Origin of the sequence: Nocardioides sp. CER19, assembly GCF_029846275.1 — a bacterium.
Classification (GTDB): domain Bacteria; phylum Actinomycetota; class Actinomycetes; order Propionibacteriales; family Nocardioidaceae; genus Nocardioides.
The window spans coordinates 706,644-721,836 of record NZ_JARVWS010000001.1 but is presented as its reverse complement, the minus strand read 5'-3'; the positions used below and the strand labels follow the sequence as shown (position 1 = coordinate 721,836).

14 protein-coding genes and 1 tRNA gene are annotated in these 15,193 nt (G+C 71.2%); 6 read left to right on the top strand and 9 right to left on the bottom strand.

The window, feature by feature from the left end; genetic code table 11:
* The first annotated feature begins 20 nt into the window (after nucleotides 1-20).
* Nucleotides 21-3,695, top strand: a complete 3,675-nt coding sequence (locus QDS12_RS03540; protein ID WP_279876960.1) for a (Fe-S)-binding protein — start codon at nucleotides 21-23, stop codon at nucleotides 3,693-3,695.
* Nucleotides 3,696-3,973: 278 nt separating this feature from the next.
* On the opposite strand, the gene QDS12_RS03535 is transcribed toward QDS12_RS03540, so the two are convergent.
* The 3 genes from QDS12_RS03535 to QDS12_RS03525 are packed head-to-tail and all read right to left on the bottom strand — an operon-like array spanning nucleotide 3,974 to nucleotide 6,230.
* On the bottom strand, nucleotides 3,974-4,168 hold the full coding sequence (locus QDS12_RS03535) for a hypothetical protein (protein ID WP_279876957.1): 195 nt from the start codon (nucleotides 4,166-4,168) through the stop codon (nucleotides 3,974-3,976).
* A 19-nt stretch (nucleotides 4,169-4,187) separates the two neighbouring features.
* Nucleotides 4,188-4,463 carry a hypothetical protein gene (locus QDS12_RS03530; protein ID WP_279876955.1) on the bottom strand — a complete coding sequence of 92 codons (276 nt, stop codon included), beginning with the start codon at nucleotides 4,461-4,463 and terminating at the stop codon, nucleotides 4,188-4,190.
* A gap of 12 nt (nucleotides 4,464-4,475) precedes the next feature.
* The gene (locus tag QDS12_RS03525) at nucleotides 4,476-6,230 is read right to left on the bottom strand and encodes a sodium:solute symporter family protein (RefSeq protein WP_279876953.1); all 1,755 of its coding nucleotides are present in this window, start codon (nucleotides 6,228-6,230) and stop codon (nucleotides 4,476-4,478) included.
* A gap of 157 nt (nucleotides 6,231-6,387) precedes the next feature.
* Here QDS12_RS03525 and QDS12_RS03520 point away from each other — a divergent pair, with 157 nt between their 5' ends.
* Both QDS12_RS03520 and QDS12_RS03515 read left to right on the top strand, forming a co-directional pair.
* Nucleotides 6,388-6,912: a toxin-antitoxin system HicB family antitoxin gene (locus QDS12_RS03520; RefSeq protein ID WP_279876951.1), complete on the top strand. Its 525-nt coding sequence runs from the start codon at nucleotides 6,388-6,390 to the stop codon at nucleotides 6,910-6,912.
* A 19-nt stretch (nucleotides 6,913-6,931) separates the two neighbouring features.
* Nucleotides 6,932-7,747, top strand: coding sequence for a DUF4097 family beta strand repeat-containing protein (locus QDS12_RS03515; RefSeq protein ID WP_279876949.1), 816 nt, complete (start codon nucleotides 6,932-6,934; stop codon nucleotides 7,745-7,747).
* Between the two features lie 125 nt (nucleotides 7,748-7,872).
* On the opposite strand, the gene QDS12_RS03510 is transcribed toward QDS12_RS03515, so the two are convergent.
* From QDS12_RS03510 to QDS12_RS03490, 5 genes are read right to left on the bottom strand one after another with little or no spacing between them, the layout of a single operon-like run.
* Complete coding sequence (locus QDS12_RS03510; protein WP_279876947.1) at nucleotides 7,873-8,763, bottom strand: siderophore-interacting protein; 891 nt, start codon at nucleotides 8,761-8,763, stop codon at nucleotides 7,873-7,875.
* Nucleotides 8,760-9,578, bottom strand: coding sequence for an ABC transporter ATP-binding protein (locus QDS12_RS03505; RefSeq protein ID WP_279876945.1), 819 nt, complete (start codon nucleotides 9,576-9,578; stop codon nucleotides 8,760-8,762). The genes QDS12_RS03510 and QDS12_RS03505 overlap by 4 nt, the downstream gene beginning before the upstream one ends.
* Nucleotides 9,575-10,624: an iron chelate uptake ABC transporter family permease subunit gene (locus QDS12_RS03500; RefSeq protein WP_279876943.1), complete on the bottom strand. Its 1,050-nt coding sequence runs from the start codon at nucleotides 10,622-10,624 to the stop codon at nucleotides 9,575-9,577. Before QDS12_RS03500 ends, QDS12_RS03505 begins: the two co-directional genes overlap by 4 nt.
* On the bottom strand, nucleotides 10,621-11,610 hold the full coding sequence (locus tag QDS12_RS03495; RefSeq protein WP_279876940.1) for an iron ABC transporter permease: 990 nt from the start codon (nucleotides 11,608-11,610) through the stop codon (nucleotides 10,621-10,623). Before QDS12_RS03495 ends, QDS12_RS03500 begins: the two co-directional genes overlap by 4 nt.
* A gap of 53 nt (nucleotides 11,611-11,663) precedes the next feature.
* Complete coding sequence (locus tag QDS12_RS03490) at nucleotides 11,664-12,710, bottom strand: iron-siderophore ABC transporter substrate-binding protein (RefSeq protein ID WP_279876938.1); 1,047 nt, start codon at nucleotides 12,708-12,710, stop codon at nucleotides 11,664-11,666.
* Nucleotides 12,711-12,833: 123 nt separating this feature from the next.
* On the opposite strand from QDS12_RS03490, the gene QDS12_RS03485 reads away from it, so the two are divergent.
* The gene (locus QDS12_RS03485; RefSeq protein WP_279876936.1) at nucleotides 12,834-13,655 is read left to right on the top strand and encodes a phosphatase PAP2 family protein; all 822 of its coding nucleotides are present in this window, start codon (nucleotides 12,834-12,836) and stop codon (nucleotides 13,653-13,655) included.
* On the opposite strand, the gene dcd is transcribed toward QDS12_RS03485, so the two are convergent.
* Nucleotides 13,617-14,192, bottom strand: a complete 576-nt coding sequence (gene dcd, locus QDS12_RS03480; protein ID WP_279876935.1) for a dCTP deaminase — start codon at nucleotides 14,190-14,192, stop codon at nucleotides 13,617-13,619. The two genes, QDS12_RS03485 and dcd, sit on opposite strands and share 39 nt — an antisense overlap.
* A gap of 66 nt (nucleotides 14,193-14,258) precedes the next feature.
* Here dcd and QDS12_RS03475 point away from each other — a divergent pair, with 66 nt between their 5' ends.
* Both QDS12_RS03475 and QDS12_RS03470 read left to right on the top strand, forming a co-directional pair.
* Entirely contained in the window at nucleotides 14,259-15,056 is a 798-nt protein-coding gene (locus QDS12_RS03475; protein WP_279876934.1) for an SGNH/GDSL hydrolase family protein, read from the top strand.
* 53 nt (nucleotides 15,057-15,109) lie between these two features.
* A tRNA-Gly gene (locus QDS12_RS03470) sits at nucleotides 15,110-15,185 on the top strand.
* The last annotated feature ends 8 nt before the right edge of the window (nucleotides 15,186-15,193 follow it).

Sequence of the window (15,193 nt, the reverse complement as noted above, 5' to 3'; positions counted from 1 at the left end):
ACGAGGAGCGAAGTTCCCGCATGCAAGCCTTTGCCATCGTAGTCTCGCTCGTGCTCACGGTCGCCGCGGCCGTGCTGCTCGCGGGCGCCGTACGCAGCATGCTCGGCGTCATCCGCACCGGCCAGCCCGCGGTCGGACGCAGCGGCAACCCGGGGCGTCGTACCCTCACGATGCTCAAGGAGACGGTGCTCCACACGCGGATGCTGCAGTGGACGGTCGTCGGCGTCATGCACTGGTTCGTGTTCGCCGCGTTCATCTTCCTGTCGTTCGCGGTGCTGTCGGCCTACTTCCAGCTCTTCACCCCGGAGTTCGCGTGGCCGGTCATCGGCCACTGGTACCCCTACGAGTGGTTCAGCGAGCTCATCGGCGCGCTCAGCACGGTCGGCATCGTCTACCTGATCATCTACCGGCAGCGGAACCACCCGCGCTCGCTCGGCCGCGGGTCGCGCTTCTTCGGCTCGACGTTCTGGCAGGCCTACTTCGTCGAGATCATGGCGCTGCTCGAGGGCGCCGCGATCCTCTTCATCCGCGGCGCGGAGTTCAACCTCGCGAAGGTCACCGGCCACGCCGACGAGGCGACTCGCGCGCACTTCCCGCTGGCGTCGTGGTTCGGTGACGCGCTCTACCCGAGCTCGCAGGGCTCCGAGTCCACGCTGCAGAACATCGTCTACGCGATCGCGGTCTTCAAGATCGCCCTCGCGATGGTCTGGCTGATGGTCATCGCCCGCAACCTGACCATGGGCGTCGCGTGGCACCGCTTCACCGCGTGGTTCAACATCTGGTTCAAGCGCGACGACAACGGCCGTACGGCGCTGGGCGCCATGAAGCCTCTCGTCTCCAACGGCAAGGCGGTCACGCTCGACGACATCGACGACCTCGACGAGGACGCCAAGCTCGGCGTCGGCGCGATCGAGGACTTCTCCTGGAAGGGCATCCTCGACTTCACGACCTGCACCGAGTGCGGTCGCTGCCAGTCGCAGTGCCCCGCGTGGAACACCGAGAAGCCGCTCTCCCCGAAGCTGCTGGTGCTCGGCCTGCGCGACCACGCCTACGAGAAGGCGCCGTACCTGCGCGACCCCGCCGCGGCCGAGGGCAACGAGGCGGCGACGGCCGTGCTCGAGAAGACCCTCATCGGCCACAGCGACGCCGACGGCTCCGGCACCGAGGTCAAGGACTGGTTCTACAACCCCGAGGGCGCGGACTTCGTCATCGACGAGGACGTCCTCTGGTCCTGCACGTCGTGCGGCGCGTGCGTCCAGCAGTGCCCGGTCGACATCGAGCACGTCGACCACATCATGGACATGCGCCGCTACCAGGTGCTGGTCGAGTCGAACTTCCCGACGGAGATCAACGGGCTGTTCAAGGGCCTCGAGAACAAGGGCAACCCGTGGAACATGTCCGCGAACGCCCGCCTCGACTGGGCCAAGGGCCTCCCGTTCGACGTCAAGGTCGTCGGCGACGACCTCGAGTCGCTCGACGAGGTCGACTGGCTGTTCTGGGTCGGCTGTGCCGGCGCCTACGAGGACCGCGCCAAGAAGACCACCCGCGCCGTCGCCGAGCTGCTCGACATGGCCGGCGTCTCCTTCGGCGTCCTCGGCAACGGCGAGACCTGCAACGGCGACCCGGCCCGTCGCGCCGGCAACGAGTTCGTCTTCCAGGGCCTGGCCCAGCAGAACGTCGAGACGTTCAAGGAGTACAAGGTCAAGAAGGTCGTCTCGACCTGCGCCCACTGCTTCAACACGCTGAAGAACGAGTACAAGGACTTCGGCATCGAGCTCGAGGTGGTCCACCACACCCAGCTGCTGAACCGGCTCGTCCGCGAGGGCAGGCTCACCCCGGTGACCGAGGGCGCCGGCGCGCACCAGCGCACGATCACCTATCACGACCCCTGCTACATCGGTCGCCACAACGGCGTCTACAGCCCGCCGCGCGAGCTGCTGCAGGTCCTGCCCGGGGCCGAGTACGCCGAGATGCCGCGCAACTCCGAGCGCTCCTTCTGCTGCGGCGCCGGTGGTGCCCGCATGTGGATGGAGGAGAACCTCGGCTCGCGCATCAACCGCAACCGCACCGACGAGGCCGTCGCCACCGGCGCCGACCAGATCGCCGTCGGCTGCCCGTTCTGCCGGGTGATGCTCTCCGACGGACTGACCGCCGCGCAGGCGGACGGCAATGCCCGCGAGTCGGTCGAGGTCCTCGACGTCGCGCAGATGCTGCTCGCGTCGGTCAAGGGCGAGATGGCGACGAAGACGGCCCCCGGCGCGGGTGTCGCCACCGCGGCGTCCGCCGCCGTCGCCGCCGAGCCGTCGACCGGGGACGTGACGGCCTCCGCCGACACGGTCACCGAGACCGCAGACGCGGGTCCGGCCGCGAAGGCGTCCGGCGGGTCGTCGCTCTTCGACACCCCGGCCGACGCCCGGAGCGACTCCGCGCCCGACGACGCGTCCTCGCTGTTCGACACCCCGGCGCCTTCGGAGCCCGCTGCTCCCGAGCCCGCGGCTCCCGAGGCCAAGTCCGGAGGATCGCTCTTCGACGAGGGCGGCTCCCTCTTCGACACGCCGGCCGCGCCGGCGGAGGACAAGGCCGAGCCGCCGGCGCCGCAGCAGGACGAGGCCGCGCCGGCCTCCGGCGGGTCGCTGTTCGACATCCCCGCGGAGTCGGCACCCGAGGAGAAGCCGACCGCGCCGGAGGCGAAGGCCGAGACGGAGCTCGGGTCCGGCGGGTCGCTGTTCGACGTACAGCCGGCGACCGACGAGCCGGCTGCTCCGGCAAGGCCAGCCGCGAAGGAGGAGCCCGCCGAGCCCGCCGAGCCCGCCGCGAAGGCGGAGCCGAGCATCGACCTGGGCGCCGGCGGCTCGCTGTTCGACATCCCCGCCCAGCCGGACGCGTCGGCAGCTCCGAGCGGTGAGCAGTCGACCGAAGCTGCGGCGTCGACGGTTGAGGACGCACCGCCGGCTCCGGCGGCACCGGCGGCTCCGGCCGCGCCGGCTCCCGGGGCTACGTCGGCTCCGCGGACCGACGTCGACATCGAGAGCGCCTCGTCGCTGTTCGACATCGCGGCTCCCGAGGGCGCCCCGGTCGCGTCTGCCCCGCCCGTCACACCTGCGGTGACCGCTGTCCCGGAGACGCCGGCCGACGACGCAACGACCGGTGGCGAGCCGACTCCCGAGGTGACCGCCCACCCGGCGGCGACCGACGCGGCGGCCGACGGGACTGACTCCGGCAACGAGCCGGTCGAGGAGCCGGTCGAGGAGCCGGTCGAGGAGCCGGTCGAGGAGCCGACTGCCGCGGCGCCGGCTCCGATGTCCCCGGCCGCCCCCGCTGCGTCGTCCGGCGTCGCCTCCACGCCGCACACCGACGTGGAGATCGAGTCGGTCGGCTCGCTGTTCGACATCGAGGCTCCGTCGGGCGCCGTCGCCGCTCCGAGCGGTGAGCAGCCAACCGAGGCCGCTGCGCCGACCGTTGATGACGCACCGCCCAGCGTCGCGGCCGCCGATGTCGCCGAGCCGTCCGCGGCCGCGGCCCCGGAGGTCTCGGACACGGAGGAGGTCGACGCGGTGGCCGAGACGCCGGCTGAGACGACGGCTGAGACGACGGAGGCCCCGCCCGCCGAGAAGCCGGCGCCGTCCTCCGGCGAGGCGCACAGCCCGCGGACGGATGCCGACATCAACGCCGCGGGGTCGCTCTTCGACCTCTGAGCGAGGCCACGTAGCTGTGCCGTGGTTCCGAGTCACCGGATGACTCGGAACCACGGCACCGTGCATTTCGGGACTGTGCCGTCGCGTCCCGGAGGACCCATGGGCGCGGGTGACAGGCAAGGGAGCCCCGAGACACGCCGGCCGCCCCCACCAGTCACGCCGGACGCGATGGGTCCCCGCGGCGGCCCGGCGAGGCGAGTCGGGCGGCTCCGGACGGCGAGATCAGCAGTGCCGTGGTCCCGAGCCACCAGGTGACTCGGAACCACGGCACTGGATGATCAGTCGTCGCTGCGCGAGCGCCCGCCGACGTACTCGGCGAGCGCGGGCGACGCCGAGACCAGCCGGTCGACCTCCTCGCCGCCCGTGCACGTGCACAGGCGCACCGTCATCGCGTCGGAGGCCCGGATGACGACCTCCCACGTGCCCCCCGCCGCCTCCCAGCGACGGAGGACGTCGACGGGATCAGCGGACATCAGCGGACATCAGCGGACATCAGCGGACATCGTGATGGTCGTCCTCCGCACGCGCCTCGGCGACGACCTCCTCGTCGACCACGACCGGACGGATCCACGCCCACGCGAGGAAGATGATGCCGACGATGAGCAGGACGATCCCCGCCCAGAGGTTGGCGTTGACGTCGCCGGTCTTGCTGCCCTCCTTGTCGGCGAAGATCCCCATGAGGATCAGGATCACGCCGTAGACGGCCATCAGCGCGCCGATGACGTTGCGGATGTCGAAGAAGCCGGCGGTCTTCTTGCTCTGTGCCATGACAGTCTCCGATCAGAAGAGGAAGTTGAGGATGATGACGAGCACGAGCGAGACGCACGCGAGCGGGACCGTGCGGCGGTACCACGGGTACGTCGCCTCGGCCGCGTCCACCAGGTCCTCGCGCGGCGTCTCGGAGTAGACCAGCCCAACGAGCTCCTCGTGCGTCTTCGGACGAGTCGCGTAGGACACGATGACCGACAAGACGATGTCCACGACGAACGCGGTCGACGCGGCGACGAACGACGCGCCCTGACCGGACAGGTTCAGCACCCCCAGCGACGCCGACCCGAACGCGTCCTCGGAGAGGAACGCGACCGTGACCGCCGAGAGCGTTCCGGCGACCAGACCGACCCAGCCCGCTGTGGCGGTCATCCGCTTCCAGAACATACCGAGGATGAACGTCGCGAACAGCGGTGCGTTGAAGAACCCGAACAGCGTCTGCAGGTAGTTCATGATGTTCGAGAAGTTCGACGCCAGCCCGGCGGTGAAGATCGCGATCACCGTCGCGGCGACGGTGGCCCAGCGGCCGATCCTGAGGTACCACGAGTCCTCGCGGTCCTTGATGACGTACGTCTGCACGAGGTCGTAGGACAGCACGGTGTTGAACGCGGAGATGTTCGCCGCCATGCCCGCCATGAACGCGGCCAGCAGGCCGGTGATCGCGAGCCCGAGCAGACCGTTGGGCAGGACGTCGCGCATCAGGTAGATGAGGGCGTCGTTGAAGGCCACGCCCTTCCCGGACGCCCCTCCTGGGACCGAGCCGCCGGCCTTGACGTCGGCGATCTCCTTGACCAGCACCGCGGCGATCATGCCCGGCACGATCGTGATGAACGGGATGAACATCTTCGGGAAGGAGCCGATGATCGGCGTCTTCCGCGCCGAGGAGATCGAGTCGGACGCCATCGCGCGCTGGACCTCGACGAAGTTCGTCGTCCAGTAGCCGAAGGACAGCACGAAGCCGAGGCCGAAGACGATGCCGACGACCGACAGGAACGAGGAGCTGAAGCCGGTGAGCGCGTCACCGGGCCAGGAGTTGAGCTGCTGCGACGCGGGGGCGATGTCGCCGGGGTGCGCCGAAGCCGCGCTCCGGATCTTGTCCTCGAGGCCACTCCAGCCACCGATGCGGTGCAGGCCGAGCAGGGTCAGCGGCGCGAGGGAGGCGACGATGACGAAGAACTGCAGGACCTCGTTGTAGATCGCGGCGCGGAGACCACCGAGCGTGATGTAGGACAGCACGATCGCGGCGGCCACGATGAGCGCGATCCACAGCGGCCACCCGAGCAGCGCGTGCACGATCGAGCCGAGCAGGTAGAGGTTGATGCCGGCGATGAGGAGCTGCGCGATGGCGAACGACAGTGCGTTGACCAGGTGCGCGCCCGGACCGAAGCGGCGCCGCATGAACTCGGGGACCGAGCGCACCTTGGAGCCGTAGTAGAACGGCATCATCACGACGCCGAGGAACAGCATGGCGGGGATCGCGCCGATCCAGAAGTAGTGCACGGACGGGAGCCCGAACTGGGCACCGTTCGCCGACATGCCCATGATCTCGACCGCGCCCAGGTTGGCCGAGATGAACGCCAGACCCGTCACCCACGCGGGGAGCGAGCGTCCGGAGAGGAAGAAGTCGACGGAGTCGGAGACGCGGCGACTGGCCAGCACTCCGATCCCGAGGACGAACGCGAAGTAGATCGCGATCAGCAGGTAGTCAACGGCGTGCGCATCGATCAACGTGTCGCTGGCGAGCGCCACCACGGGAGCCGCGGCCATAGGTCCACGACCTTTCTTCTCGATTCAGATGTTGTGCCCTGACGGTTTCAGTGTCAGCCCTTCCCCTTGCCCCGATGGCCAGCGACCCACACCTGATGTCAAAACTGACGGCATGGTGACGTTGCAATGACGTCATAGTGATGTCATAGTGGTGCGCATGGACATCACGCCGTACGTCGAAGGCCTCCGCCGCGACCTGCTGGCCGCCGCAGAGGCCGCCGGGCCCGAGGCCCGTGAGACCGCCGAGCGCCTGTCGTACGCGCTCGATCCCGCCGCGCGACTCGCGCTGATGGAGGCGGTCAGCCAGGCCACCTCCGAGATCACCGCCGAGCTTCCCGCCGGCTCCGTCGAGGTCCGCCTCAGTGGGCGCGACCTGGAGTTCCGCGTCGAGACGCCGCCCGCGCCCGCGCCCCCTGTCGAGGCCGAGCCCACGGAGGCCGAGGACGAGGGCTCGCTCGCCCGCATCACCCTGCGCATCCCCGAGTCGGTGAAGGCCCGCGCCGAGGAGTACGCCGCCCGGAGCGGCGCGTCCCTCAACACCTGGCTCGTCAACCTGGTCCGCAACGCGACCCGCGAGGGCGCGATCAACGTGGACATCGACCTCTCCAGCATCCCGTTCCTCGGCGGCCCCGGTGCCGCCCCGCAGGGACGCGGCCCCCACCGGATGACCGGCTGGGCCTGACAACCGACGAGGAAGACACATGGACCACCACTTCGAGACCCCCGGCCCGACCCGGCTCCTCGCCGTTCTCGGCGCCGGGCGCATCGAGGTCCGCGCCGGCGAGCGCGACACGACCGACGTCGTCGTCACCGGGCAGGACGCGGACCAGACCCGCGTCGAGGAGCGCGGCGGCGGCATCGCTGTCGTCGCTCCGCGCCAGCGTGGCCTGTTCGGCCGCAGCGGGATCGACGTCACCGTCGACCTGCCGTCCGGGAGCGACCTCAAGATCAAGACCGGCTCCGCGGAGGTCACCGTGAGCGGTGACGTCGGGTCGGTCGTCGTCCAGACGGGCTCCGGCGGGATCGACGTCGAGCACTCCACCGGCTCGACCGTGCTCGAGACCGGCTCCGGCCAGATCCAGGTCGGCGACAGCGACGGCGACGTACGCGTGAAGTCCGGCTCCGGCGACGTCTCGATCGGGGCCGCCGGTCGCACCGTCGTCGCGTCGGTCGGCTCCGGCGACGTCGAGCTCGGCTCGGTCTCCGGACCCGTGCGGGTCAAGACCGGCTCCGGCACCTTGCGCGTGCACCGGGCCACCGGCGACATCACGCTCAGCACCGGCAGCGGCGACCTCGAGATCGGCTCGATCTCGTCCGGCCGGGTCACCGGCAAGGGCGGGTCGGGCGACATCCGGGTCGGCGTCCCCGCCGGCGTACCGGTCTGGACCGACGTCTCGACCGTCAGCGGTCGGATCAGCTCGACGCTCCCCCGGCTCGGCGAGCCGGGCCCGGGCCAGGACCACGTCGAGGTGCGGGCCCACAGCGGCAGCGGCGACATCACGTTGGTGTCGCTATGAGCGCCTATTCCTTCCTTGGTGGGGCAGCGGTGGCCCCTCGTCGACCCGCCGCCCGCGTCCAGCGGAAGCAGTGCGAGCGAACGGAGAACGACAGTGATCGCCCGACTCGTGTGGCCCCGCGGGGGTCAGCTCCTCATCGCGACGCCCTCGCGCCAGTACCCCATGAAGGCGACCTGTGACCGGTTCAGCCCGAGGTCGGAGACCAGCGCCCGCCTGAGCCCCGTCACGACCTTGGACTCGCCGGCGATCCAGGCGTAGAGCCCGTCCCGACCCTCCGCGCTGAGCGGTTCGCCCGAGGACGAGTACGTCGGGGTCTCCCACAGGTCCGGGTCGACCTCGGCGTCGCTCACCGCAGGTGCACGACCGCCACCCAGGTGGGCGAGCACCGCCGCCGACAGACTGCTCCCGATCGGAGCACCGGCTCGCGGGAGCCAGGTGATCTCGACCCCCGTCGGTCCGCCCAGCGACTGGACGTCCTCCTCCACCGGCACCTCGAGGAACGCCGCGCCGACGGCGTCCTCCGGCAGCAGTGAGAGGATCGACGCCACCGCCGGCACCGCGGTCTCGTCACCCGCCAGCAGCAGCCGCCGGGCGTCGCCCGGCACGAACTCGATGCCGCCGAACGCGACCCCTCGCTTCGGGCAGAGCAGCATGATCCGGTCCCCCACCGCGGCCTCCGCCGCCCACGACGAGCCGGGGCCGTGGGCGCCGGGGTGCAGCACGAAGTCGACGACGAGACGGGTGTCCTCGCCGTCGCCGAGCACGTCACGGATCGTGTAGGTGCGGACGTGGCCGCGGGCCTCCTCGGGGATCGCGCACCAGTCGGCCCACCAGCTGTCGGCCGACAGCGAGGGCAGGCCCGCCGGCCCGGGCAGCAGCAGCTTGATGCGCTGGTCGTAGAGCGGCCCGTCCACGCCGAAGCGGGCGAGGTCGGGCGAGCCGAGCTCGAGACGGACGTACGACGGCGACAGCCGCTCGGTCCGACGGACCTCGACGGTGGCGAGCAGCGGGCTCATGCGGAGATCTCCTGGTCGACCCGGTGGTGGCGCCCGATCGGCACGACCAGAGGCGTGTGCGAGACGGGGTCGGGGACGACCCGGCAGTCGAGGCCGAAGACCTCGGCGACGAGCTCCTCGGTCACGACCTGCGACGGGGGACCCTCGGCGACGACGGCGCCGTCCTTGAGGGCGACCACGTGGTCGGCGTACCGGGCGGCGAGGTTGAGGTCGTGCAGCACCATCACGACGGTGGTGCCGCGGTTGCGGTTCAGGTCGGCGAGCAGGTCGAGCACCTCGACCTGGTGGCTCACGTCGAGGTAGGTCGTCGGCTCGTCGAGCAGCAGGACGTCGGTCTGCTGGGCGAGAGCCATCGCGATCCAGACCCGCTGCCGCTGGCCGCCGGACAGCTCGTCGACCGCCCGGTCGGCGACGCCGCTCGTGCCGGTCGCGGCGAGCGCCTCGGCGACGGCGAGGTCGTCGGCGGCCGACCAGCGGCGCAGCATCCGCTGGTGCGGGTGCCGGCCACGCGCGACCAGGTCGGCGACGACGATGCCCTCCGGAGCCGTCGGGCTCTGCGGCAGCAGGCCGAGCACCCGGGCGACCTCCCGGGTCGGGAGCCTGTGCAGGTCGTGCCCGTCGAGGACCACCTGGCCCTCGCTCGGCCGGAGCAGGCGCGCGAGCGCTCGCAGCAGGGTCGACTTCCCGCAGGCGTTGGCGCCGACGATCACCGTCACGCGACCGGGCGGGACGACGAGGTCGAGGCCGTCGACGACCGGGCGGTCGCCGTACCCGAGGGTGACGGACTGGGCCGTGAGGAGGTGGTCGGTGGTCACAGGGAGCCTCCCGTGCGGTGGGCGCGGACGAGCAGGTAGACGAGGAACGGGGCGCCGAGCGCGCCGGTGATGACGCCGACCGGGTAGCGCGTGCCGAACACCCACTGGCCGACGAGGTCGGCGCCGAGCACGAGCGCCGATCCGACCAGGGCGGACGGTACGACCAGCGAGATGCCGGGGCCGACGAGACGGGCGGCGATCGGACCGGCCAGGAAGGCCACGAAGGCGATCGGGCCTGCGGCCGCGGTGGCGAAGGCGAGGAGCCCGACGGCGGCCAGGACGGCGAGCAGCCGGGTCCGCTCGACCGGCACACCGAGGGCGGAGGCCGCGTCGTCGCCGAGCCGGAGCAGGTCGAGCCGGCGCTGCTGGGAGAGCAGCAGCGGCGCGACGACGACCGTCCCGATCGCGAGGGGTACGACGACGTCCCAGTCGGCCGAGTTGAGGCTGCCGGTGAGCCAGCGCATGGCCATCTGCAGGTCCCACTGGTCAGCCCGGGCCAGGACGTAGGTGACGACGCTGTGGAGCATCGCCGCGATGCCGATGCCGATGAGGATCAGCCGGGTGCCGACGACGCCGTCCTTGAACGAGAGGACGTAGATCAGCAGCGCGGTCGCCAGGGCCGCGACGATGGCCAGCACCGACACCATCGTCTGGCTCACCGAGAGGAACACGACGGCGAACACCGCTGCCGCGCTCGCGCCCTGCTGGATGCCGATCACGTCGGGGGAGGCGAGCGGGTTGCGCAGCATGGTCTGGAAGGTGACACCACCGGCGCCGAGGCACGCTCCGGCCAGCAGGCCGAGGCAGGCCCGGGGCAGCCGCAGCTCGCCGACGGTGAAGGAGGCGCCGGGCACGTCCTGGCCGGCCACGACGCGCAGCACGTCGCCGAGGCCGTAGAGCGTGTGGCCCACCATCAGGCTGACGGCGAAGAGGACGACGACCACCACGGCGAGGGCACCGACGGCGGCGGCACGACGCGTCGTACGTCGGCGGCGGGCCCGACCGAGTGAGGCGGCGAGATCCAGCGAGGCGGCGGGCGCGCTCACAGCGCACGCATCCTCTGCCGGCGCACGATCGCGATGAAGACGGGAGCGCCGATGAGGGCGGTCATGATCCCGACGTCCACCTCGGACGGCCGCGCGACGAGGCGACCGACGACGTCCGCGGCGGTCAGGAGCAGCGCACCGGCCAGGACGCAGGACGGCAGCAGCCAGCGGTGGTCGGGGCCGACGATGAGGCGGCACAGGTGCGGGACGATCAGTCCGACGAAGGCGATGGGGCCGGCCGCCGACGTGGCGGCCCCGCAGAGCACGACCGCGCCGAGCGCGGCGACGACGCGGGTGGTCGCGACCCGCTGGCCGAGGCCGGCGGCGACGTCGTCGCCCAGAGCGAGGGTGTTGAGGCCCCGGGCCGAGCCGAGGCTCAGGACCGCGCCGACGGCCAGGAAGGGGGCGATCTGCGCGAGCCGGTCCCAGCTCGCGCCGCCGACCCCGCCGATCTGCCAGAAGCGGAACTCGTTCATGACGTCGATGCGCGGGAGCAGGACGGCGCTGACCAGCGAGGAGAGCGCAGCACCGGTCGCGGCACCGGCGAGGGTGAGCTTGAGGGGCGTCGCGCCGCCGCGACCGAGCGAGCCGACGAGGTAGACGAAGACCGCGGCTGCCCCGGCGCCGGCGATCGCGACCCAGACATAGCTGCTCGGCGAGCTCAGGCCGAAGAACGCGATGCCGCTCACGACGGCGAGCGCCGAGCCGTTGGTGATCCCGAGCAGGCCCGGGTCGGCCAGCGGGTTCCGGGTGGCGCCCTGCAGCAGGGCACCCGAGAGGCCGAGCGAGGCGCCGACGAGCAGGGCGAGCACCGTGCGAGGGACCCGCTTCACGACGGCCGCCTGGTCGGAGGTGCCGTCGGCGCCGCCGAGGCCGGTGAGGAGGTCGTGCCACCCGACGAGGCGTACGCCGAGCGCGACCGAGGCAGCGGCCACGACGACCAGCAGCCCGATGACGAGGGTCAGCCAGCCGAGACGGGCTGCCACCGGACGCCGCGTGGCGACGGCGTCCGGTGGCGAGCCGGCTGAGACCAGGGCGGTCACGCGGCCTTGGCGGCCGCGTCGGAGAGCACCTGGAAGTACTCGTCGAGCGTGGCGTCGATGGAGAGCGGGGACGGGTTGGCGGAGGCGGCGAGCGGGGTGCTGTCGGCGAGCACCGCGACGGCACCGTTCTTGATCGCGGGGATCTTCGACAGCAGCGGGTCCTTCTGCATGGCGGCGAGCGTCGAGCCGTCGGTGTTGCCGTAGGTGACGAACACGTCGACGTCGTCGAACGCCTCGGTGTCCTCGGCGCTCACGGTCTGGTAGAACTCCTCGGTCTTCGCCGAGTAGTCCACGACGACCTTCGGCTGCGGGCTCCCGAGGTCGGACAGGAAGCCCGGCCGGGTGTCGTGGGTCGTGTAGAAGCCGACCTGACTCATGTCCTTCGGGTCGATGTAGGAGAAGAGGATCTTCTTGCCGGCCAGCGCCGGGTACTTCGCGAACTCGGCCTTCTCCTTCTCGTGGAGGGCGGCGATCAGCTCCTCGCCCTGCCTCTTCATGCCGAGCGCCTCGGAGTCGAGCTTGATCGTGTCGTCGAGCGAGGTCGCCCAGGGGATGCCCGGGTAGGCGACGGTCGGCGCGATCTTGCTGAGCTTCTCGTAGTCCTCCTCGGTCAGCCCCGAGTACGCCGCGAGGATGACGTCCGGCCGGGTGTCGGCCACGGCCTCGAAGTCGATGCCGTCGGACTCGTCGAAGAGCACCGGCGTCTTCGCGTGGAGCTCGTCGAGCTTGTCCTCGACCCACGGCAGCACGCCGTCGCCGTCGTCGTCGCCCCAGGCGGCCTTGCTCATCCCGACCGGCACGATCCCGAGGGCGAGCGGCACCTCGTGGTTCGACCACGCGACCGTCGCCACCCGCTCCGGCTTCTTCTCGATGACGGTCTCGCCGAGGGCGTGCTCGATGGTGATCGGGTAGCTGGTGTCGTCGGCGGCCGCGGCGGAGGAGCTCGTCGGCGCGTCGTCCGAGGAGTCGGTGCCGCAGGCGGCCAGCGCCAGGGCGGCGAGCGCGGTCACCAGGACGACGCGGAGGGAGGTACGGCGGGGCACGGCATGCCCTCTCTAGTGAGGTAAGACTTACTTAGGACAGCCTAACCATATTTATGGCGGGGTGTGCAAGAGGTCCGCGACCTTTCGAGGCGGAGACGCCGTGGAGGGAGCAGACTGTCCCCCGTGCCGTGGCCGTCCTGGGATGAAGCAGCGTTCGCCAGCGTGCTCGCCCTCTTCCTCGCCCTGGCCTGCCTGCGTCTCCCGCAGGGCCGCGCACGTACGGCGTCGGTGCCCGCGCTCCGCGAGTTCGCGCTGATCAGCGGCCTCTACGCCATCTGGCGGCTGGCCCGGCAGCTGCCGTTCACGCACGAGGCCGGGGCCGTCGAGCGCGGCCGCGAGATCCACCGGATCCAGCAGTGGCTGCACCTACCCGGCGAGATCCACCTCCAGCACGTCGTCGTGCAGCACGACTGGCTGGCTCGGCTGGTCAACGCCTACTACGCGACGCTCCACGTGCCGGCGCTCGTCGCCTTCCTGGTGTGGCTGTGGGTGCGGCACCGCGAGTCCTACCCGCACTGGCGCAACGGGCTGGTCTACGTGACCCTCGGCTGCCTGGTCATCCGGTTCATCCGGGTGGCGCCGCCGCGCTTCATCCCGGAGCTCGGCTTCGTCGACCTGTCGCAGCGGCTCGGCTTCCAGGTCTACGGCAATCCCGGGACCGGCGTGAGCGACCAGTACGCCGCGATGCCGTCGATCCACGTCGCGTGGGCGGCCGTCGTCGCACTCGGCGTGCTGTGCGTCGCGCGCAGTCCCTGGCGCTGGCTGGTGCTGCTGCACCTGCCCGCGACGATGTTCGTCGTCGCCGCGACCGGCCACCACTGGTGGCTCGACGGCGTCGTCGCGCTTCTGCTCCTGTGGGTCGGCCTGTGGGGCGACGCCCGCTGGCGGCGCTCGCGCGCCGCGACCTCAGATCGCCGTGCGGTGGAAGTTCTGGAAGCTGCGTGACGGCGTGGGGCCGCGCTGGCCCTGGTAGCGGCTGCCGTACCTCGCCGAGCCGTAGGGGTGGTCGCTCGGCGACGTCAGGCGGAAGAAGCAGAACTGCCCGATCTTCATGCCCGGGTAGAGCTTGATCGGCAGTGTCGCGACGTTCGCGAGCTCGAGCGTGACGTGGCCGGAGAAGCCGGGGTCGACGAAGCCTGCCGTCGCGTGCGTGAGCAGGCCGAGCCGGCCCAGGGACGACTTGCCCTCGACACGGGCCGCGACGTCGTCGGGCAGCGTGACGGCCTCGTATGTCGACCCGAGCACGAACTCCCCGGGGTGCAGGATGAACGGGTCGTCGCCGTCCGTCTCCACCTGACGCGTCAGCTCCGACTGGTCGACGGCCGGGTCGATCGTGGCGTACTTGTGGTTGTCGAAGACACGGAAGAAGCGGTCCAGCCGGACGTCGATGCTCGACGGCTGGATCATCGCCTCCTCCCAGGGGTCCATGACGATCCGGCCGGCCTCGATCTCGGCGAGGATGTCCCTGTCGCTCAGCAGCACGGGGTCACCCTACCGAGGGCGACCCGCCGGTCGAGCGCTTCGAGGCTCGGGCGCACAATGCTCATCGTGGGAGAGAGCTTCACGAGGTACGTCGCGATCGGAGACTCGTTCACGGAGGGGGTCGGCGATCCCGACCCCGACCGCCCGAACGGGGTGCGTGGCTGGGCCGACCGGGTCGCCGAGGCGCTCGCGGCGACACAGCCCGACTTCGGCTACGCGAACCTGGCCATCCGCGGGCGCAAGCTGCCGCAGATCATCGCCGAGCAGGTGCCGCCGACCCTGGAGCTGCGGCCCGACCTGGTCACGCTGAGCGGGGGCGGCAACGACGTCCTGCGCCCGAAGGCCGACATCGACGGGCTCGCCGCCCTCCTCGACGAGGCGGTCGGCGCGCTGAGCGGGATCGGTGCGACCGTCGTGCTCTTCACGCTCGGCGACACCCGGTCCAACCAGGCCTTCAAGGTGGTCCGCGGCCGCGTCGCGCTCTGGAACGAGTTCGTCCGCGAGGTGGCCGACCGCCACGGTGCCCGCCTCGTCGACGCCTGGCGTGAGCACGACTTCGACCGGCGCCAGCTGCTCGACGAGGACCGCCTGCACCTCAACGCCGCCGGTCACCAGGACATGGCCCTCAAGGTCCTCGAGGCGCTCGGCCTCGACCACGGCCTGGAGCGCCAGGTGCTGGCGTCACTGCCGCCGCTGTCGGCGCGCGAGCTGCGCGCCGAGAACGCCCAGTGGGTGCGGACGTTCCTGCTGCCCTGGATCGCGCGGCGCCTCACCGGGCGCTCGTCGGGCGACGGCCTCGACCCCAAGTACGACGTCCTGACGCCGCCGCGTCCGACGCCACTGGCGCCGGAAGGCGATGCGTGAGGTAGCATCCTCTCCGCGATCTCGACGGGCTCGATCCCCGAGGGAGAAGCACTGCGGATGTAGCTCAGTTGGTAGAGCGTCAGCTTCCCAAGCTGAATGTCGCGAGTTCGAGCCTCGTCATCCGCTCCAGCACCGGA